17 protein-coding genes and 1 pseudogene are annotated in these 22,326 nt (G+C 36.5%); 9 read left to right on the top strand and 9 right to left on the bottom strand.

Annotated elements, in window-relative coordinates:
• Nucleotides 1-817: 817 nt before the first annotated feature.
• Entirely contained in the window at nt 818-2,269 is a 1,452-nt protein-coding gene (locus tag IPM14_06030) for a T9SS type A sorting domain-containing protein (GenBank protein ID MBK9097681.1), read from the bottom strand.
• Between the two features lie 61 nt (nt 2,270-2,330).
• Nucleotides 2,331-3,620: a T9SS type A sorting domain-containing protein gene (locus IPM14_06025; protein ID MBK9097680.1), complete on the bottom strand. Its 1,290-nt coding sequence runs from the start codon at nt 3,618-3,620 to the stop codon at nt 2,331-2,333.
• Between the two features lie 316 nt (nt 3,621-3,936).
• On the opposite strand from IPM14_06025, the pseudogene IPM14_06020 reads away from it, so the two are divergent.
• The 6 genes and pseudogenes from IPM14_06020 to fbp all read left to right on the top strand — a co-directional run bounded on the left by IPM14_06020 (nt 3,937) and on the right by fbp (nt 12,670).
• Nucleotides 3,937-6,203 (top strand): annotated as a pseudogene (locus tag IPM14_06020) (leucine--tRNA ligase).
• Between the two features lie 50 nt (nt 6,204-6,253).
• Nucleotides 6,254-6,652 carry a GxxExxY protein gene (locus IPM14_06015; GenBank protein ID MBK9097679.1) on the top strand — a complete coding sequence of 133 codons (399 nt, stop codon included), beginning with the start codon at nt 6,254-6,256 and terminating at the stop codon, nt 6,650-6,652.
• Between the two features lie 46 nt (nt 6,653-6,698).
• Nucleotides 6,699-7,976 carry a serine--tRNA ligase gene (serS, locus tag IPM14_06010; GenBank protein MBK9097678.1) on the top strand — a complete coding sequence of 426 codons (1,278 nt, stop codon included), beginning with the start codon at nt 6,699-6,701 and terminating at the stop codon, nt 7,974-7,976.
• Between the two features lie 99 nt (nt 7,977-8,075).
• Entirely contained in the window at nt 8,076-9,821 is a 1,746-nt protein-coding gene (locus tag IPM14_06005) for an ABC transporter ATP-binding protein (GenBank protein MBK9097677.1), read from the top strand.
• A gap of 7 nt (nt 9,822-9,828) precedes the next feature.
• Complete coding sequence (locus tag IPM14_06000; GenBank protein ID MBK9097676.1) at nt 9,829-11,619, top strand: ABC transporter ATP-binding protein; 1,791 nt, start codon at nt 9,829-9,831, stop codon at nt 11,617-11,619.
• Between the two features lie 28 nt (nt 11,620-11,647).
• Nucleotides 11,648-12,670, top strand: a complete 1,023-nt coding sequence (gene fbp / locus IPM14_05995; GenBank protein MBK9097675.1) for a class 1 fructose-bisphosphatase — start codon at nt 11,648-11,650, stop codon at nt 12,668-12,670.
• Nucleotides 12,671-12,676: 6 nt separating this feature from the next.
• Here fbp and IPM14_05990 read toward each other — a convergent pair whose 3' ends face one another.
• A complete protein-coding gene (locus IPM14_05990) occupies nt 12,677-12,943 on the bottom strand; it encodes a hypothetical protein (protein MBK9097674.1) in 267 nt (88 codons plus the stop codon).
• A 113-nt stretch (nt 12,944-13,056) separates the two neighbouring features.
• On the opposite strand from IPM14_05990, the gene waaF reads away from it, so the two are divergent.
• Together waaF and IPM14_05980 are read left to right on the top strand one after the other, a co-directional pair.
• Entirely contained in the window at nt 13,057-14,052 is a 996-nt protein-coding gene (waaF, locus tag IPM14_05985) for a lipopolysaccharide heptosyltransferase II (protein ID MBK9097673.1), read from the top strand.
• Entirely contained in the window at nt 14,049-15,323 is a 1,275-nt protein-coding gene (locus IPM14_05980) for a 3-deoxy-D-manno-octulosonic acid transferase (protein MBK9097672.1), read from the top strand. Before waaF ends, IPM14_05980 begins: the two co-directional genes overlap by 4 nt.
• Nucleotides 15,324-15,328: 5 nt before the next feature.
• Here the strand turns inward: IPM14_05980 and IPM14_05975 are convergent, their stop codons facing one another.
• Entirely contained in the window at nt 15,329-15,835 is a 507-nt protein-coding gene (locus IPM14_05975; GenBank protein ID MBK9097671.1) for a DinB family protein, read from the bottom strand.
• Nucleotides 15,836-15,851: 16 nt separating this feature from the next.
• Nucleotides 15,852-16,799, bottom strand: a complete 948-nt coding sequence (locus IPM14_05970) for an isoaspartyl peptidase/L-asparaginase (protein ID MBK9097670.1) — start codon at nt 16,797-16,799, stop codon at nt 15,852-15,854.
• A gap of 79 nt (nt 16,800-16,878) precedes the next feature.
• On the opposite strand from IPM14_05970, the gene IPM14_05965 reads away from it, so the two are divergent.
• Entirely contained in the window at nt 16,879-17,568 is a 690-nt protein-coding gene (locus IPM14_05965) for a DUF2459 domain-containing protein (GenBank protein MBK9097669.1), read from the top strand.
• A gap of 7 nt (nt 17,569-17,575) precedes the next feature.
• Here IPM14_05965 and IPM14_05960 read toward each other — a convergent pair whose 3' ends face one another.
• From IPM14_05960 to IPM14_05945, 4 genes are read right to left on the bottom strand one after another with little or no spacing between them, the layout of a single operon-like run.
• Nucleotides 17,576-18,784 (bottom strand): kynureninase, encoded by a 1,209-nt coding sequence (locus tag IPM14_05960; GenBank protein MBK9097668.1) that lies wholly within the window; start codon nt 18,782-18,784, stop codon nt 17,576-17,578.
• A complete protein-coding gene (locus tag IPM14_05955) occupies nt 18,781-19,554 on the bottom strand; it encodes a tryptophan 2,3-dioxygenase (protein ID MBK9097667.1) in 774 nt (257 codons plus the stop codon). Before IPM14_05955 ends, IPM14_05960 begins: the two co-directional genes overlap by 4 nt.
• 2 nt (nt 19,555-19,556) lie before the next feature.
• Nucleotides 19,557-20,105, bottom strand: a complete 549-nt coding sequence (locus IPM14_05950; GenBank protein MBK9097666.1) for a DUF4476 domain-containing protein — start codon at nt 20,103-20,105, stop codon at nt 19,557-19,559.
• 14 nt (nt 20,106-20,119) lie between these two features.
• Nucleotides 20,120-22,249 (bottom strand): S46 family peptidase, encoded by a 2,130-nt coding sequence (locus tag IPM14_05945; GenBank protein MBK9097665.1) that lies wholly within the window; start codon nt 22,247-22,249, stop codon nt 20,120-20,122.
• Nucleotides 22,250-22,326 lie beyond the last annotated feature (77 nt).

The following is a 22,326-nucleotide window of genomic DNA, read 5'->3' as shown; positions in this document are numbered from 1 at the left end:
CATGAGAATCATATTTTTTTATCCAGACCGTATCTCCTAATTGATCTATTTTTATTGTCACATAATCAATTGTACCCCAATGCCAATCTGTAGTACCCGCAACGACTACATTGTTATATTTATCCAGTACTATGTCCTTCCCCATATCAGCAGCATCTTCTAGTCCACGCCAAACGAATGACCACAATGTATCACCTGCAGGACTATATTTAATTGTCAAGAAATTATAACTTTGATTTACTTTCCAGCTAGTCCCGGTCACGTAAACATTACCAGCGTCATCCAGGAACAATGAATTAGCAATATCAATATCACCATCATCAAACCTTCTTACCCACAGAAGATTTCCGTCAGGATTAAATTTTGCTGTTAGGTAATCATCATAATTAGCTCCGCCGCATTGACCCGTCACATAAGCATTTCCAAATGAATCAATGATCATATCATTTATAGCGCTTCCATTATTAAGTGGATTATTATAATATCTTAACCATAGAGTATCACCAAACGGATTATATTTAATTACTGCTGCATCAACATATCCGGGGGTTTTCGAGATATTACAACCAACGTGTACAAATCCATCATCATCGACTTTAATAAATCTACCAGCATCAGAAGCATTTAAAGGTCCATTAAGCCTTTTTACCCAGGAGGTATCTACCTGAGCAATTGTATTAATAAAGTAAGCGCAGAAGAATGATAAAATCATCACTAAAATATTTTTCACACATCCTCCTAGTTATGGATGATAAAATTTTACCTCTCCCTTTGTCCCTCTTTTTACCAAGGAGAGGGAAACAGGGTGAGGTCATTTTTATTTTAATAACAACATCTTTTTCGTTTTAATAAAGTTGCCTGCTCTTAATTGATAGAAATAAATTCCGGATGCCAGATTTCGGTTTCCGGCTGCCGGATTAAATTCAACTTCAAAACTTCCTGCTGTTTTGTATTCGTCAACGAGTGTTGCTATCTCATCTCCCAGAACATCATAAACTTTTAATGTTACACTACTGCTTACAGGTAACTGATAACTGATTACTGTGTTTGGATTGAATGGATTGGGATAATTTTGAAGTAATTCAAAATCTTCGACAACAGGAGATTCAGAATCATTTAGTCCGGTTATTAAACCATATTGATTTGTCTTCAACAAATAAGCATCAAAAAGGCCATGCTGTGTATAGCCAGCTACAATATATCCGCCATCCGAAGTCTCTTTAATATCATAAGCCATTTCCTGCCAGTCGGTTCCGTAAGTTCTTGTCCACAGCGAATCTCCATTCGGATCAATTTTGACAAGATAGACATCAAAAAAGCCGGCCCCGAAAGTTGCTGTGTAGCCACCGACCAAATATCCGCCGTCAGAAGTTTTAATTAATGTGAACGCTCTTTCGTCTGAAGTTCCTCCGTAGGTTCTTGACCAGAGCGAATCTCCATCAGAATTAGTTTTAATAATAAAGAAGTCCGAACCGCCGGCACCGTAGTCGTCAACACGACCAGCCATAATATATCCGCCATCCGTTGTTTGCTGAACTGCATAACCAATTACCCACGTAAGTTCAGATGCATAACTTTTCGTCCACATTATATTACCATTTTCATCAAGCTTAACAAGATAAAACCCATATTGAATGATAGGAATAGCATCTTGATAAACCATTAATATATAGCCACCGTCATTTGTCTGCTCGATCCAATGAGCACGTCCATAATCGTAAGCTTTTGTCCATAGCGTATCACCCTGTCCATCAGTTTTTACGATGTAGTATTTATACTCAAAGAAATCCTCAGTATATCCGCACATTATAAAACCGCCATCTGATGTCATTCTTACTTTGTAAAGATATTCGTTATCTTCCGTGCCAATTGTCTTTGCCCAAAGTTCATTACCGTCGTCATTAATTTTTATCAAATAGAAATCACCTTCTCCTGCCCCGAAACTATGTACACAACCACCGATGAGATAATGGCTGTTGTCTACTTTTATAATTTCGCAAGCTACATCGTAAGCTGGACCGCCGAAAGTTTTCGTCCAGATTGTATCACCGTACGAATTAGTTCTTATTACATAAAAATCACGGTTCCCGGCACCGAAAGATTCAGTATAACCAACTGCAATAAATCCGCTGTCGTCTGTCTGTACCGCTGCGTTAGCTTCTTCATAATTATTTCCGCCATAAAATTTTTCGAAAGTATATTGTGAAAAGCTGCTGCTGTAAAAACATAGTACGAAGATTATTAGCGAAATTTTATTTGAGTTTATCATTGCGAATTCCTTTGTTCAGTTGTTTAAATGCTTATTCGTTTTATTTCTTTATTGATAGAGATTATTTAAGTAAAATCATTTTTTTAGTTTCAACAAACGAACCTGCCTTTCCGTCTTTGCTTTGCAAAGCCGAGACAAGCAATTGATAGAAATAAACTCCGCTTGGCAGATTATTCGGATACCAAGTCACTTCATAAGTGCCTGCTGGTTTTTCTTCGTCGACGAGTGTTTCTATTCCATTGCCCAATACATCGAAGACTTTTAGCACTAGATCACTGCTCACCGGTAACTGATAACTGATCACTGTACTTGGGTTGAATGGATTAGGATAATTCTGAAATAATTCAATTTTCTCCGGCAACAGAACAGAGTCTGATTCGAAATTTGATAATTCAGGCGTATACTCTTCGCAAGAAGAAAGGAATGATTGAGGTGGATAATGATGACCTCCTGCAACATAAATTTTATTATCAATAGTCCCCCCGGCTAATCCTACCCTGTCTTGCTGCATTGGAGCTTTAGTAACCCAAGAATCTGCAACTGGATCATAAACCTCATTCTTCGTAGAGCTGTTAGCTCCTGCACGCCCCCCAATTACATAAATTTGCCCGTCCAAAACACAGGCAACGGAACCCCAGCGACCTGTTGGCATATCTGCTTTTTGTGTCCAAATATTTGCAGCTGGGTCATACACCTCAACAACTTTATAAAATACATTTTCCCAATTTTCCGTTGTTCCACCGATTGCATATATTTTTCCGTCAATAACACAAGCCGACAGTAAAAGTCTTGCAGTTGGTAGATCAGCCTTTTGAGTCCAAGTTTCCGCTACGGGGTCATAAGCCCAAATTGTTGAAACTGGTTTAGCTGTAGGATCCCCTGAACTTGAAGCCTTATGTGTTCCTCCGATAATATAAATCAATTCACCAACAACAGCTATCCCAGCTCCACCAATATTGTCAGGCATATCAGCTTTTTGAGTCCAGTTGCCGGTCTGAAGATCAAACTCATAAACAGTTGATGAAGAAGTACCAAACTGTGCCATACTCCCGCCGAATACATAAATCTTGTTATTAAAAGAACAAGTCATCTCATAACATCTTGCTGAAGGTAGATTGTTTATACTCAGCCAGGTATCCATTATGGGATCATAGGCTTCGACTTTATTGGTTGCACTGTTTGTCGGGCAACCTCCTACGACAAATAATTTATTATCAAGAACAGTAGAACCAAGCCACGTTCTTGCTGTTGGCATCGCTGTTTTGTATTCCCATAAATTATACTGAGAATAAGAAACAGAGCAGATTAACAAGTTGGATATAAATGCAAAAAGAATAGTAGGTCTTCTCATAAATGCCTCCTATTAGAAGTTGAAAGAGTTAATTTCAAAACTTCTGCTTCGGGAGAGTATTGCGAATGCAGTCTTCAGCAGTTAATCACTGGCTGTACTCCTGCCCTCTCGGAGTAGAAAAATATTTCTGATAGAAACTTGAATTAATTTTTAACCAAAGTCAAAAACAATCGGTTTGTAATTAGCAAATAAGCAAAGGGCAGGACATCGTCTCGCTTCTACAACCTACTACTTACTATTTACTGCTTACTAAATTTGAATTCCCTCCCCTTTTGGCTAAATTTGCTCTCAATTTTTACGAAAAACGATAGAATCAATGAGATATCCTCACGAAGAAATAGAATCTAAATGGCAGAAATTCTGGGAAGAAAACCAGGTTTATAAAACTGATTTCACAAAAACAGATAAAAAACTTTATCACCTGAATATGTTCATCTATCCATCCGGTGCAAAGCTGCACACCGGGCATTGGTATCACTACGGACCTTCAGATTCGTGGGCTCGCTATAAAAGGTTTAGAGGCTACAATGTTTTTGAACCGATGGGTTACGACGCTTTCGGACTACCGGCTGAAAACAATGCAATCAAAACCGGAGTTCATCCTTTTGATAATACGATTCAGAATATTAAAGACATAAAAGTTCAGATGAAAAAAATCGGTTGTATGTATGACTGGAATGCTGAACTGATGACTTGCGTCCCTGAATATTACAAATGGAATCAATGGCTCAGTTACTTCAAGGTCTTGATACAATTAACTGGCCCGATAAAACAAAACTTATGCAGCGTAACTGGATTGGAAAAAGCATCGGTGCTGAAGTCGATTTCAAGATTGATGGAACTAATGATGTTATTAAAATATTCACAACAAGACCAGACACTCTATTCGGTGCAACTTATATGGTTCTCGCACCTGAGCATCCGCTTGTTGAGAAGTTGACTACTTCTGAATAGAAAACCAAAGTTGACGAGTATAAAGATTCGATAAAAACTTTAACTGAAATTGAAAGAACATCTACTGTGAAAGAAAAGACCGGAGTCTTCACTGGTGCATTTGCGCTCAATCCGGTCAACAACAAAAAAATTCCTATCTGGATAGCCGATTATGTTTTACTGACATACGGAACGGGTGCAATTATGGCTGTTCCAGGGCAGGATGAACGTGATTGGGAGTTTGCAGAAAAGTTTAATCTTCCAATTATCAGAACCGTTCAACCGCCGGATGATTTTACAGGCAAAGCTTATCTTGAAGATGGTCCGGCAATCAACAGTGATTTTCTGAACGGACTAAATGTTGAAGATGCAAAAAAGAAAATCAATCAGTGGCTTGAGAGCAAAGGAATCGGCAAAGCAACAGTAAATTATCGTTTGAGAGACTGGCTGATTTCGCGTCAAAGATATTGGGGAACTCCAATCCCGATTATTCATTGTGAAAAATGTGGCGAAGTTCCTGTTGATGATAAAAATTTGCCGGTTGAACTTCCATACGATGTAGATTTCAGACTTGGCGGTGAATCTCCTTTAACCAGAAACGAGAAATTTATAAATGTGAAATGCCCGAAGTGCGGCTCGAATGCAAAGCGCGATCCTGATACAATGGATACTTTTGTAGATTCATCCTGGTATTATTTCAGATATGTCAATCCAAAATTTTCAGAAGGAATTTTTGATAAATCTATTGCCGATAACTGGGTTCCTGTTGATATGTATGTCGGCGGTGCTGAACACGCAACTATGCATCTTCTCTATGCAAGATTCATCCACAAATTTTTGCGCGATCTTGGAATCGCAAAAGGTGATGAACCATTCCAGACTCTCGTTCACCAGGGAACAATTACAAATGCCGGTGCGAAGATGTCGAAGTCGAAGGGAAATGTCGTTAATCCCGATATGTTTACTTCAAAATACGGCTCTGATGTGTTCAGACTTTACCTGATGTTTATGGGTCCATACGATATGGGCGGTGATTGGAGTGATAAAGGAATTACGGGAACTGATCGTTTCGTAAATCGAGTTAATGATTTATTTAATGAATACAAAGACTTGCAAAATCAAACTTCAGCAAAAGAAATATATGATCTCAATTCGCTTTCAGATGCTGATAAATTCGTTTATAGAAAAGTAAATCAGACATTGCACAAAGTTGGTGAAGAAATAAATCATTTCCGGTTCAACACAGCAATTGCTGCGCTTATGGAACTGCTGAATAACTTTAAAGATTTATCAACTTGTTCAAAAGAAATTCAACTTTTTGCCTTGCAGAGATTAGTAATAATGATCTCTCCACTCGCACCTCATCTCGGAGAAGAATGCTGGAGTTTACTTGGAAATGCTACTTCAATTTATCAAAAGCCTTTTTGGTATGAAGTTGATAAATCAGCGTTGATTGAGGATACTGTCAGCATTGCAGTTCAGGTTAACGGAAAAGTTAGAGCAACGATTGATGTTCCGATTGATTCTGAACAAGATGCAGTTAAGAAGTTAGTCTTCAATGAAGATAAGGTGATAAAACACACAACAGATAAATCAATCGTTAAAGAGATTTACGTAAAGAATAAAATTTATAACATAGTAGTTAAGTAAAAAACAATGGAACACTGATCATTAAGATCGTTTATGATTAATTAAGATAGATGAATAATTATTTACATTCCGAAATAACAGATCAAATTATTAAGGCTTATTATATTGTTTATAATAAACTTGGTTACGGATTTTTAGAGAAAGTTTATGAATCAGCAATGATGATTGAACTGAAAAAGCTGGGATTGAATTGTGAAAGGCAGAAGCAATTGAATGTAATTTATGATGACTTAATCATCGGCGAATATTATGCTGATATACTTGTGAATGGTCTCGTTATAGTTGAACTTAAAGCTGCTGAATCATTATGTTATGAACATGAATGCCAATTGATTAATTATCTAAAAGCATCCGATTTAGAAGTAGGATTGCTTTTAAATTTTGGCAAAGAACCCAAATTCACCAGAAAAGTTTTAACATCTGAATTTAAAAATCATAAAAGATCATAACCATCATAAAAATCAGCGTTCCATTTTTTAATAATGAAATAAAAATATGCTCGATATAAAATTAATCCGTGAGAACCCTGAAGCAGTTAGACAGGGAATCAAAAATAAAAACGAAAAAGATCGTATTGACGATATTCTTTCTCTTGACGAAAAGCGAAGAAAAATAATTCTTGAAGTCGAAGAGCTGAAAGCGAAGAAGAACCAGGTATCCGCTAAAATCCCGCAGATGAAAAAAGCTGGCGAAGACACAACTCAAATTTTCGCTGAGATGAAAATGGTTTCAGATAAAATCTCAGAACTCGACAATCAACTGAAAGAAGTCGAGAATGAATTGAATGCAATCCTGATGTTCATTCCCAATCTTCCGCATTCGTCCGTGCCTGTTGGAAAGACTGCTGAACAAAATGTCGAGGCAAGAAAATGGATGCCCGAAGGATTTTCCTTTGACAAAAAAGAAAAAACTCTCGACCACATTGAACTTGGAAAGAAGTTAAACATACTCGACTTTGAAAGAGGTGCAAAAGTATCGGGTTCAGGTTTTCCTGTTTATGTGGGGAAAGGCGCAACACTTGAGAGAGCATTAATTAATTTTATGCTCGATTATCATTTAACTCATCATAATTACAAAGAAGTTTTTCCTCCGTTTCTTGTAAACAAAGAATCAATGATGGGAACCGGTCAGCTTCCGAAAATGGAAGACGATATGTATACAATCGAAAAAGATGGATTGTATCCTGTTCCCACAGCAGAGGTTCCCATTACAAATCTTCACCGTGATGAAATGCTCGCAGAAAAAGATTTGCCAATAAGATATGTTGGTTATTCAGCTTGTTTCAGAAGAGAAGCTGGTTCTTATGGAAAAGAATCAAAAGGATTTTTACGTGTTCATCAATTCAATAAAGTCGAGATGGTGAAACTTGTAAAACCAGAAACTTCATACGACGAATTGGAAAAACTTGTTAACGACGCTGAAGATATTCTTAAAGCATTAAAAATTCCGTACCGCATTCTGATGCTTTGCACAGGTGATCTTAGTTTTTCTGCAGCAAAGTGTTATGATATTGAAACCTGGTCACCGGCAGAGCAAAGATGGCTCGAAGCATCTTCCTGCAGCAACTTTGAAGATTTCCAGGCACGAAGAGCAAGCATCAGGTTTAAAAGAGAATCAACTAAAAAGCCAGAGTTCGTTCACACACTAAATGGTTCGGGATTGGCTACAAGCAGATTGATGGTATCACTACTGGAAAATTACCAGACATCAGATGGAACGATCAAAGTTCCCGAAGTGCTTCAAAAATACACTGGATTCAGTGAGATCAAATAAGCATTTTACCTTTCATAATCTTTAACTTAAAGTTATCCAATCATTATTGGTATTATTGTTTATTCGTAAAAGATTTACAAAAAATATTCTTAATATTATTTGAAAAACCTCTTTACCCTTAAAAAATATTTTCTCAGGTACAAAAAGAAACTCATATTGGGTTTTATTTTTATTGTTCTTTCCGATGTAACCGCAGTTTATGTTCCGATGATCATGAAAGACTCCATTGATGCACTCCAAAAAAATGCGACTTCTGAATTATTATTCAGATATGGATTGCTGATAATCGGAATATCTATCATATCGGGAATTTTCAGATTTATGATACGGCAAACGATCATCGTTGTATCAAGAGAAATTGAGTATGATCTGCGCGGTGATTTTTGGACGCACATACAAAAACTCCCGCTTCGATTTTTTCAGAATAACTCGACTGGAAACATAATGGCTCATGCTACAAATGATATTAATGCTGTTAGAACATTTGTTGGCCCTGCAGTAATGTACACAACCGACACTTTTGTAATTTTAATTCTGGTTTTAGCCTTGATGATTTCACTGAATCTTAGCTTAACTATCTATGCTCTACTTCCGCTTCCATTTTTATCGTATGCAGTTTATAAAGTCGGGAAGAAGATCCATCAAAAGTTTACAGTTATTCAGGAAAAGTTTTCGCAGCTCACAACAATAGCACAGGAGAATTTTTCCGGTATCAGGATAGTGAAATCATATGCACGTGAAGAAAGTGAAATGAACAGGTATGCAATAGAAAGTAAAGATTATGTTAACAAGAATATGAACCTCGTGCGGACACAAGCTTTAATAATGCCTATCCTTTTTCTTATTACGGGAATATCGACGATAATTGTTATCTGGGCTGGAGGAACAAAAGTTATAAACACTGAGATGACTCTGGGTGAGCTGACAGCATTTGTTGTTTTTCTTGGATTTCTTATCTGGCCGATGATTGCATTTGGATGGGTGACAAACATAATTCAGCAAGGTGAAGCAAGCATGAAACGTCTCAACAAAATCTTTGCTGAACCATATGAAATTGATGACTCACCCGAAACAGATTTTTCAGTCAAAGAAATTAAAGGCGATGTTGAGTTTAAAAATGTTTCGTTCACGTACGGCCCGAATCTGCCTTATGTATTGAAAGATATCAGCATTAAAATTCCAAGAAACACAACGCTTGCTATAATGGGATACACAGGTTCCGGTAAAACAACATTTGTTAATCTTATCCCGAGATTGTATGACTCTACTTCGGGCGAAATACTAATTGATGGAATGGATTTGAGAAGAATCCCATTGAGTTTACTCAGAACAAATATCGGACTTGTCCAGCAGGAATCATTTCTGTTTTCTGATACTGTAATCAATAACATTACTTATGGATTAAGAGATAACGATAATAAGCGGGTTCCTGAAGCAGCGTCAATTGCACAATTTGATGGTGATGTTCAAACATTTCCTCAAAAGTATGAAACGATTGTTGGAGAAAGAGGAATAACTTTTTCCGGCGGACAGAAACAAAGAGCATCACTTGCAAGAGCTCTTGCAATCGATCCCAAAATTCTAATTCTCGATGATTCATTTTCTGCTGTTGATACTCATACCGAAGAGGAAATTTTAAAAAGAATAAAAGAATTTATGAAATCAAGAACGACTATCATTATCAGTCATAGAATTTCAACTGTAAAGGACGCTGATAACATAATAGTGTTGAGCGATGGCAAAATTGCCGAGCAGGGAACGCACGAAGAACTCGTGGAGCTTGGCGGTATCTATTCTGATTTGAACAAGAAACAATTACTCGAAAAAGAACTGGAAGAAATATAATTAGCCGATGGCACAAGACATTTTCAGCGAAGATGAAGTTTTAGGTAAAGCGTATGACGCAAAATTGATGAAGCGTCTGCTTCGCTTTATTGAACCGTACAAGAAGTACGTAATTTTCGCGATTGTACTAAATGTATTCGTGGCAATACTCAGTGCAATCGGGCCAATGTTAACAAAAATTGCTGTTGATGATTATATCAGTAAATCTGATTACAATGGACTTCTCCTAATCAGTCTAATACTTTTAGGTTCTTTAATTCTTCAGGCAACAATACAATACTTCCTGACGTACTTTACTCAGTTTATCGGGCAAAAAACTTTGTATGATATCAGGACAAAAATCTTCAATCACATTCAAACACTCGCATTAAAATTTTTTGACAGAACACCAATCGGCAGGTTAGTAACTCGTGCCACAAATGATGTTGAAGCTCTTGCTGAACTGTTTTCTTCCGGTATTGTGATGGTATTTTATGATATCTTCGTAATTATCGGAATACTCGTGTTCATGTTTTTTATGGATGTTTCCTTGTCACTAGTTACACTTACCGTGCTTCCAATTTTAATTTACGGTACTTTCTTGTTCAGGAAAAAAGCACGCGAAAGCTATCGTGATGTACGACTGTATCTCGCAAGATTAAATGCATATATGCAGGAACACGTAACAGGAATGAGTGTTGTTCAGATTTTCAACAAGCAGAATGATGAGTTTAAAAAATTCTCATCAATAAATGATGATTACAAAAGAACAAATATCAAATCGATTTTTTATTACGCTGTATTTTATCCCGGTGTGGAGCTTTTAAGCGCAATCGCCGTTGGTCTGATAATATGGTACGGCGGAGGCGAAGTGGTACAGAATGCCCTGACAATCGGAGTTCTCTTTGCATTTATTCAATATACCGAGATGTTTTTCAGACCAATCCGTGATCTTTCCGAAAAGTACAACATAATGCAGACTGCAATGGCTTCATCCGAAAGGATATTTAAACTACTGGATAACAAGACAATAATTAAGAATCCTGATAATCCCGTAAAACTCGGAAATGTGGAAGGAAGCGTAGAGTTCAAAAATGTATGGTTTGCTTACAACGGTGAAGATTATGTTTTAAAAGATATTTCATTCAATATTAATCCGGGTGAAACGGTTGCAATTGTTGGTCATACCGGCGCAGGTAAAACAAGTATCATAAATACTTTCACAAGATTTTATGATATAAACAAAGGTAAAATTCTTTTAGATGGAATCGAAATTGAAAAGATTGATAAAAAAGAACTGCGTAAATATATCTCGATGGTGCTGCAGGATGTATTTTTGTTTTCAGGGACGATTAAATCAAACATAAATCTGAATGACGAATCAATAACTGATGAACAGGTAATTGAAGCAGCCAGAATAGTTGGTGCCGATAAATTTATTGAAATGCTTCCCAACAAATATGACGAGGAAGTAAAAGAACGTGGTGCAACTTTAAGTGTTGGTCAAAAGCAGCTGATTTCATTCGCACGCGCACTTGCTTACAATCCAAAAATCCTGATTCTCGATGAAGCAACTTCAAGTATCGACACTGAAACAGAACATCTGATTAAACAAGCTATTGAAAAACTTTTAGTAGGAAGGACTGCTATTGTAATTGCACACAGGCTTTCAACAATACAAAATGCTGATAAAATCATCGTTTTGCACAAAGGTGAGATCAGAGAAACAGGAAACCATCAACAATTGCTTGCAAAAAAGGGAATTTATTATAAATTGTACCAGCTACAATATAAAGATCAGGAAATCCTTGCTTCCTGAGATCATCAATTAATTAGAGGGTAGAATCATGCCAACCACACAATTTATGACTTTAGGTCGTCACATAATTGAGGAACAATCAAAATATGCTGGTGCAACCGGAGAACTTTCAAAATTGCTTCACGATCTTTCATTAGCTGCAAAGGTTATTTCGCTGGAAGTAAACAAAGCAGGACTTGTGGACATCATAGGTTACACGGGTGATAATAATGTTCACGGTGAACAAGTTAAAAAACTTGATATACTCGCACACGAGATGTTAATTAAGGCAATGGATCATGGCGGACATCTCTGCGTAATGGCATCGGAAGAGGAAGAAGATATTATTCAAATACCACAAAGATTTAATATTGGTAAATACGTTCTTCTCTTTGATCCACTGGATGGCTCATCAAACATCGATGCGAACATCAGCATAGGTACAATTTTTTCTATTTACAGAAGAGTTTCTCCGGATGGCGGACCGGGAACAATGGAAGATTGTTTACAGCCGGGAATCAACCAGGTAGCAGCAGGTTATGTTATTTACGGTTCAAGTACGATGCTTGTATATACAGCTGGAAGCGGTGTGCATGGTTTTACTCTCGATCCTGCCTTTGGTGAATTTCTTCTTTCTCATTCGAATATTCAAACTCCAAAGAAATCAAAAATCTACAGCATTAATGAAGGTAATTATCTTTACTGGCATCCAGGTTTAAAAAAATATATCAAGTATTTGCAGGAAGAGGACAAAGCATCTAATCGTCCCTTTTCATCAAGGTACATCGGTTCAATGGTTGCCGATATTCATCGTAATCTTTTGTATGGCGGAATATTTATGTATCCTGCTGATTCAAGAAATCCACATGGCAAATTACGATTACAATATGAATGTAATCCGATGGCATTCATTGTAGAACAAGCTGGCGGAAGAGCAACTAACGGTAAGAAAAGAATAATGGAAATTCAGCCGGAAAAACTTCATCAGCGTGTACCTGTTTTTATTGGCAGTGAAGAAGATGTGAGAACAGTCGAGAAATTTATGGCTGAAGCAGAAGTACCGGTTAACTAGGTATTTTCACACAGATATTTTTTTAAGCTCGGCATCAATTTTTTGAGCAAGCTCATCTATTGAGATGCCGACAACTTTAATCTTCGCACTTCTTAACGCAACGGCTGGCGGATCACCTTCCTTATTCATATACTTAAACAAACAGTATCCAAGTCTGTTTTTATCATTAGTAATCGGGATGTGCTCACCAAAGCTTTCAACAATGCTGTAAACTTTTTTCTCAAGCGATGTCTGAGGAAATTCAATTGTTCCGGGAGGTGTCAGAGTCGTCATATCAAATCTTTCTAATTTTAAGTGCTAAATTAATTCCAAATATGCTAAACTTCAATATTTGTTTCGGGTGTAATCAATAATTACTTATTTTTAATGCAAATTTTGCTTCAAATATGGTAATTGAATATTCAAGAATAAAAAGAATATTAATCATTCGACTCAGCTCTATCGGTGATGTTTTGTTGACATCACCTTTGGTTCGATCTATCAAAAAAAAATATCCAGCAATTCAATTAGATTTTTTATTGAGAGAAGAGTTCAATGATTTAGTTCAGAATAATCTTTACATAGATGTTATTTATAATTATCGAAGAGATAAATCGGAGAATCATTCGCTAATAAGCTCACTTCAGTCGAATAATTATGATCTCGTAATTGATTTGCAAAATAATTTCAGATCAAGAGAAATCGTCAAAAAGTTGAAATGCCCTGTTCTGAAATTCAAAAAGAACAACTTAAAAAAATTCCTGCTGGTTCATTTCAAAATCAATATGCTCAAACACGCAGATAAAATTCCTGAAAGATATGCAGCTGCTGCTCATATTCAACTTGATGAAGAAGGACTTGAATATTTTACAAACCAATCAACTGATTCCAGATTTAAAGAGAATGAATCCTACATTGGTTTGTGTTGCGGAGCAAAGCATTTCACAAAACGTTGGCCGCTGGAATATTTTATCGATCTCGGAAAGAAACTGGAATCGGCGGGATACAAAGTAATTTTGTTTGGCGGGATAGATGAATCGAAATCTGCTGATGAAATTGCAAGTCATCTCAATAGTGCAATTAATCTTTGCTGCGACAGCTTATCTCAAACAGCAGCAAATATGAAAATTTGTAAAGCAGTTTATACAAACGATTCAGGTTTAATGCATCTTGCAGCAGCTATGGAAGTTCCCGTAATTGCTTTCTTCGGTTCAACAGTAAAAGAATTTGGTTTTTATCCTTACAAAGCAAAAAGCATCGAACTTGAGATTAAAGATCTTTCCTGCAGACCGTGCACACACATTGGAAGAGCGAGCTGTCCTAAAAGTCATTTCAAATGCTTGAAGGATATAAAACCGGAACTAGCATTTCAGAGTTTGAAAAATCTTCTGGCAGTGCAATGAAGAATCTCTGGCAAATTCTATACAATATCTTCTTCATTCCATTACTCTATGTATCTCTCGTTTTCATCTCGCTATTTAATAAGAAGATACGTACTGGAATATCCGGCAGGAAAAGAATATTTGAAGATTTGATTTTAACCCGGCTCAGTTTGGACTTAACAAAAAAAATAATCTGGTTTCATTCTTCGTCGCTGGGAGAATTTGAACAGGCAAAACCGATAATTGAAAAACTTAAAAAAGAAACCAACACAAATATTGTAGTGAGCTTCTTTTCTCCCTCAGGATACGAAAATTCAAAGAAGTATCCGTATGCCGACATTATTACTTATTTACCTTTCGATTCTAAATGGAGAGCTAAAAGATTTATTGATATTGTGTCACCTGATTTAGCTGTATTCATGCGATATGATATCTGGCCGAATCATATCTGGACATTGAAGGAAAAGAAAATTCCCTGCCTTCTAGTTGATGCAACGATGAAGAAAAAATCACCGCGAAAATTTCCGCTAGCAAAATCATTTCATAAATATCTATTTGAAGATTTTTCCAAAATACTGACAGTTTCATCAGAGGATGCTGATGGTTTTAAAAGCTTCAAATGCAAAAATGTTCAGATAAAGGTTGTTGGCGACACACGATTTGACAGAGTTTATAACAGGAGTCTTGCATCAAAAAATGCAAAAATCATTAATCCTGAAATACTGAAGAACAAGCGAGTACTTGTCGCCGGAAGCACCTGGCAGCAGGATGAAGACGTTCTAATTCCTGTCTTCTTAAAATTATTGAAGAACGATAAACGTGCATTGTTGATTATCGCGCCTCATGAACCGACATTGCTTCATCTTGAAAAATTGGAGCATGAATTTTCCGGAGAAACAGATACAATCCGCTTATCGCATATAAACAACTATAACAATCAGCGGGTTATCATTGTTGATTCAATTGGAGTTTTGTCAATACTTTACAGTTACGCTGGCGCTGCATTCATCGGCGGTAGCTTTAAAATCAACGTCCACAATGTACTTGAAGCTGCTGTGTATGGTGTTCCCGTTCTGTTCGGACCCAAAATTGATAATTCACAAGAAGCAAAAAATTTGGTCGAAGCCGGCGGTGGAATATTAGTAAAAGATAAGAAGGAATTTTACCGGGAACTGCGGAAATTATTTAACGATGAAAACTTACTAAACAAATGCGGACAAAGTTCTTTTGATTTTGTCCACAAAAACGTTGGTGCTACTGACAGAATAATAAAAGAAATATTCGGAGGATAATTTCCTTACAGATATTTTTCTTTCAGTATTTTCATATGGTGTTTTTCGTGACCGGCAATCATATATAAAATCGCCAGGACAGTTACAGAAGTGTCGTTTGCGTATCCTCTTTTTCTCATCATTTCAGGAGTAAAGCTTCTGAACATAAGAATATTTGATTCTCTCAGAAGTCTGAAATCATAATTTAACTCAAACAATTCACGGCTGTTGAAATTTCCTTCCTTCACATAATCATCCTGATCAAAACCCGGCAGTGATTTCTTTTCCCCTCTTGCGATACATAAAGCACGATAAGCAAAAACTCTTTCTGTATCCAGCAGATGTCCAATAACTTCTTTGACAGTCCATTTTCCATCAGCATACCTGTAATTACCTTTGTGCTCAGAGAACGAATTTAAAATGTCTTGCGTCCGTTTGCTTTGCTCATTGAGTATTTTCAGAATATCGTCACCTTCAACAAGCTTAATATAGTTTTCGTAGTAAGTTGCGTAGTCACCAGCTTCAGGTCTCATTAAATCTCCTATTTTATTATTCCCAGATTTTGACTTCAAAAAATCCATCAGATGTTGCCACTCCACGCATCATACTTGATGTATTAAATGTAAGTTCATAATTATAATCTTTATCAACTGCAATTATTCCTCCCGAATTTTCGGGTAGAATATTAAATATTATTTCACCACAAGCTTGCTGCAATGTGTAACTCTTAAATTCCATCAGTGCAGAAATCTGATAGCATGCGGTATTCTTTATAAACAATTCACCAACTCCGGTTGCAGAAACACCACAGGTTTTGTTGTTAGCATAAGTCCCGGCATTTATTAATGGCGAATCACCAACTCTTCCCGGCATTTTACCTGTTCTTCCGCCGGTAGAAGTTGCTGCAGCAATGTTTCCGTACTGATCAATAGCAACACAGCCAACTGTTCCTTTTGTCTTCTCTCTCATTTTTTTAAGTTCTTCATATCTCTCATAAACAAAAAAGTATGAAGGATCAACTATTTCTACTCCGAGTTTGATACCAAGATCATCTGCTCCTTTTCCAGCAAATAATACGTGTGAAGTTTTTTCCATCACAAGTCTTGCCAGTGAAATTGGATTTTTAATTATCGTTACCCCGGCAACTGCACCTGTTGATAAATCTCTCCCATCCATTATCGATGCATCTAATTCATTTGTGCCTGCTGAAGTAAACACTGCACCTCTTCCTGCATTAAAGAGTGAATCGTCTTCAAAAAATCTTATAACCTGCTCAACTGCATCAAGACTTTTTCCTCCTTCTTCAAGAATTTCTTTTCCAATATTTAGTGCAGCAGTTAATGATTTCAGATACGCTTGCTTTGATGACTCTTCCATATTTGGATTCATTGATCCGGCACCACCGTGAATTACGATTGTGTATTTCCCATTCAGCTGCTGGGAAACTGCTAAATCGCAGAGTAAGAGTATGAGTATGAGTAAGATTAAGAGTAAGATTGATGGAGGTCTATTTTGAGGGAAGATTTTCACGATAATTTCTTTTATGTTAGTAAAAAGAGAACTTTTAAAAATTTACATGAATAACTTAGTAATCTTTCCGGTAATTTTCTTTTTTCTGCACACTTCTCCGAGACTCGAAGTGGAGAAATCAATCTGGGAATGTTGCGGATTTTCTAATGAGTCGGCAAAACAATTTCTTCAGGATGATTCACTTTACACTATTTATCTGATTAAGCAAAGATGGCACACCGCTATTGTTTTTCATACTGAAGATCTGGATACAACGATACTGCCTGAAGTAAAATATTTTTCCGGTGCAGAATTAATAGACATCGGCTGGGGTGATGAAGCTTTTTACCAGTATCCGGGTTTCGACTGGGATCTTGCTTACCAGGCACTTTTTCATTCAACACCAAGCACTTTACGAATTGAAGGTATCTACATTTCTATGCTGGAGTATTTTAATATTTCAGAGATAGTAATTGAATTAAAAATTAACAATGAACAATTAACAATTCTTTTAAATTATATTGCTGATACTGTTTGGAGAGATGCTGAAGAAAATATTAAAATTTTAAGCACTCAATACTTAAACAGAGTTTATTTCTTTAAAGCGAACGGAGAGTATCATTTATTTAACACCTGTAATACCTGGCTCGCAAACGGTTTGAAGAATGCCGGATTTGAAATTGAAGATAACATTATCCTTACTGAACAACTTTTTAATGAAGCAGCTAAAGTAGGGACTGTTATCAAAGCCGAATAAACGAAGGTCAAAGACTTTCAATAACATTTCCTAAAATCTTCATTGCTTCTTTAATCTGCTCATCAGAAATATATGGTGCAGGACCAAAACGCAAAACATTACCACGGTAATCTGTCCACACATTTTTTTCTTTCAGCTTTTCAGAAACTTTTCCGGCAAATTCAGAATAAAGAACAAGAAAGCCTGCAATATTTTCTGGAGAAACGGTTGTATCTCTTTTAATTATTTTTGGATCGAGATCGAGCTTATCAAATTCATCTATCAATAAACCTATTTGATGCTGACTTACTCCTCTCAAAAATTCCGGAGAAAGATTCATCTCATTGAAAAACTGAAAAACTCTGGCAGCTCTGTAATTACTAGTTGGATCATAAGTTGCACCTGCAAATAAATCACCTTTCTCTCCGTATAAAATTTCTCCCGGCTTTTTCTTTTCTGACATCACACTAAACTCACTGAACCAGCCTGTAATTACCGGTCGTAAACTGCAGTCTTTCGGAAATCTTAAAAACGCATTTCCTTCACCAAGCTGGCAGTATTTATATCCACCTCCGACGATGAAAGTATTTTGTAATTTGTTTTCTTTTACCGAAAATGGAACAACATTCAGATGATGATAAGCATCGATAATCAGAGGAATATTGTTTTTGTCACAGAATTCGGCAAGCTCTGTTAATCCACGAAGAATTAATCCGGAATTAAAAAACACAGATGACACATAAACCGCAGAAGTCTTTTCTTGTTTCGGAGGTTTGCATGCAGAAATTAATTTTTCAACAACTTCTGAAACAGGTAGCGATTGAACTCTCACTATTTCAATTCCTTCCTCACTTAAACGGTCAAGCTGGCGGCGAATAGAATGAAATTCACCATCTGTTGTAACGATTCTTGGTTTATCTTTCAGAGGTAGTCCTGAAAATAATTTTATTAACAGGTCGTGGGTGCTCGGCGCAATGGTTATGTACCCGGAATTATCACCAAGAAGTTTTGAATAGCCTGTTTTTACTTCTTCTGCTTTTTGAAAAGCTTTATCCCATTTGTCATCGACAAGATTTGCTGCATCAATCCACGCTTCCTGCTGAGCTTCAAATCCGCAGTCAGGCCAGGCTTGATGTGAATGACCTGTAAATAACATTCTCTCTTCAACTTTAAATTTGGAATAATGAGCAGCAAGTTTATTTGGAGAATTGAAGAGTTCTTCAGGTTTAAAATTCATTTGTTGAAATCCTTTCTGATTGACCAAAGCAAAGGGAAGAATTTGATCGATAAAGTTGCCATCAAATATTTAACTCCATCGGAACCGCCTGTTCCCTGCTTTGTTCCGATTGTTCTTTCAACCATTTTAACATGCCTGTAACGCCATTCCTGGAAGCCTTCATCAAGATCGACAAGCAATTCGCAAAATTGCGCAATCATATAATTGCTGTTGTATACATCAATCAGGATTTCTTTCAATCCGGTTGATTCATCTTCCTTATCAGCTTTTATCATTTCATCAGTTATTTTAAAACCGTTCAATCTCAAATATTCAAGGAAAACCTGCCACAGAGATTCCTCTTCAAATCTTTTCTGAAGTTTTACTCTTTCATCACTCAGTTCATTGAAACGATTTAATATCTGCTCATTCTTTTGTCCTAGTGCAAACTCAAGTTCACGAAACTGGAATGACTGAAATCCACTTGCAGATTCAAGCCTGTCGCGAAAAGTAAGGAATTCCAACGGTGTCATCGTTTCAAGTATATCTGTCTGATGAACAAGCACTTTTAATATTGTAAGAATTCGTTTTGTTGTATGAAGTGCTCTCGGCAAATCATTTGATAGCAAAAGTCTTCTTAAGTAATCCAGCTCGTGAAGTATCTCTTTAAACCACAACTCATACGCTTGATGAATTACAATAAAGAGCATTTCATCGTGATCATTCGATAGACATTTTTGGTTGTCGAGCAGTTCCCCAAGCTTTAGGTATTCCGAATATGTTATCGCCATATTTAATTCCTGTTGATAATTTCGGTTGCTTTTTCTTTGTCAGATGAATATGTAAATGAATTAATTATCTGGTGTGAATTGAATTTATCAAGTACGTTTGGATATAAGTATTCAAGCGTTTTCAGCTTGCCTTCGGAGAAAGAAAATAGTTCAATCACTCTTACTACCTGGTTAACCGTAAAAAAATTATAACGTGATGAAATTTGAACGATCGAAAGCTGATTTTCCTGGAAGGATTCATTTTCAATACTTTCAACAAGATCACTGAATTCTTCTTCACTTATCGGAAATGGCCCTTCTTCTATTGGTGTTGGCGGCGGCGGAAGTGGAATTGTAAGAAGCAGATCGTAAGTCTCGATTAGAATATCTTTAGCACGCACATAATCACGGTAACTAAGCTTGGTTAAATAATCCCTTTCGAGCATCTCAAGATTGTAAGAGATTCTTTCAATAATGCTTATCGGCCGGTCATTTGGTAATTGCTGATGGTCTTTAACATTCTGTGCAATCACAAATGAACTTAGCAGAATTAGGAATAGAAAAGTTTTCACGTTTGCTCCTGTTTTTATTTGATTTTACTATTTAATATTTCCGAAGATAAATTTACGGCTTTATAGAGATCACGAATGGCTTCTATCATTCCTTCAGCACTTAAACTTACGGTTCTGTTAAACTCCGTTGTGTAAATAAATCTGCCGGAATGACTTTCCATATTTCCGTCAAATGCAAGGCCAACAATTTCACCATCAATATTTATTACGGGACTCCCCGAATTGCCTCCAATGATATCGCAGGTGCTCGCAAAATTAAATGGCACAGAAAGATCAAATTCTTCAGGTAGATTTTCCCAGTAATCTGGTAGACTATAAGGAAATTTTTTATCGAATGAATAATAACGATCCAGTGATCCATAGAATGTTGTTTTGTAAGGTGCTCTTGTTCCGTTGTAATCATAACCCTGTAATATTCCGTCAGATATTCTGAGAGTTCCGGTTGCATCAGGTGGAATTGCGTCACCGAAAACTTCATATAAAGCTTCACCAAGCAGTTGATTATTAACGATATCAGAGCTTTCAAGATTTTTATTTGCTAAATCCAGTTCCTTCAATCTATCGCGTGTTGCTAAAATAAATTTGATAAATGTATCATCAGAATTGAGGATTGCTTCTGCTCCAGATTTAGCTAATGATACAACATTTTCCCTGGTTGTAATTAAAGATTTTGAGAGAATCAGTTCTGAGGATGATTTCACATCGTTTCCGAGTAACAAAATATGAGCAATCTCATTTTCCGGAGGAAGATTATTCTTCACTACCCCCAAATGAACTAAAAGCTTTCTATCTTCCACCCTCTTATCAAAATTTGCAGGAAAAATATTTTCAATCAGACTATTCAGGTTTTCCGTTTTGTACGCTTCCTCACGCTCGTTTTCTGCAAGACTTAACTGCTCTGCAAGTTTTATTAAATCTCTTGCTATAAAAAAATATTTTGGTGAATAAGTTGAGCTGATGGATAGAGCAAATATTTCATTGGCATATTTTGAAGCTTCTTTTCTGTTATCCTCAATTTTCTTCCAGATACTGCCGTACTTAATTGTCAAATCCGGATCACAATAAATGTCATGGCTGAAGTTTTTCTCAAAGTCTTTTTTCCTGGCCATAAAAAAAGGATCCTGCAACGCCAGGTTTGTTGATTCATAAACTTTCAAACCATTACCTACATTAAACAAAGTAGCTACCAGCTTCATATCTTCTGCATTGGTTTCCTTTACGAGTTCATCATAAATTTTGTACAACTCTTTCCTCATCGGTGACTGCAATCCAAATTGAAAATCTCTTATATACTCTAGCTGAGCAACTGTATACAACCGGTTCGTGCTTCCCGGATTTCCAACAACAAAAACAGGTTGGTTTTCATAAATTGGATCAGAACTCCACTTGAAATAATATTCTGTCTTAACCGGCTTATCATTTTCATAAGCACGAAGGAATGCACAATCGAATCCGTATCTTGGATAAGTAAAATTATCATAATCGCCGCCAAGCTTGGATACCATCAGCTCAGGTATAAAAACAAGTCTGATGTCATTATATCTTTTGTAACCATAGAGCGAATATTTCCCGCCGTAGTAAAGTGAGACAACTGAATACATCAATTCCGGATTTTTTTCTGAAAATCGTTTCTTGATTTCTTCGATCTTCAGGGTTTTTCTTAAAACTTTTTCGGAATCTGATGTTACTTCATTCATTGCGGTTTGAATTTCTTCAGTTACATCTTTTATCAGCATTAACTGACTCACATACAAATTTGGGATTTTCATTTCGTTTTCCTGCTTGTCAGCATAGAATCCATACTTCAGCAAATCTTTTTCGTCGGTGCTCAAATCTCTCAGCGTTCCGCGAATGCAATGGTGGTTTGTCATTATCAATCCATCTTCAGAAATAAATGAAGCAGAGCATCCGCCGCCAAACTTTAATGCTGATTTCTGTGCGTGATCCAGCCATTCCTGATCTGGTCTGAAATCGTAAGTCTCTTCAAAATAATCGAGCGGAGGATTTTCAAACGTCCACATTTTTCCCATATCGAACTTCTGCGCTTTAACTGTATCGAAATCTACTCCAAAGTAGGATTGAGCAAAGCTGAAAGAAGTGAGAATTGTTAAAAAGCCAAAGGTAAAATAATATATCTTTCTCATCACAAACACTCAGTAAAAGTTAATTGATTGTTAAAGTAATTTTATATTAGGTCTCCAAAATAATTAAAAACTTTTTT

This window comes from bacterium (genome assembly GCA_016716565.1).
Taxonomy (GTDB): Bacteria; Bacteroidota; Ignavibacteria; order Ignavibacteriales; family Ignavibacteriaceae; genus IGN2.
Note: the sequence above shows the minus strand (reverse complement) of the source record. Positions and strands in the feature narration are given on the sequence as shown.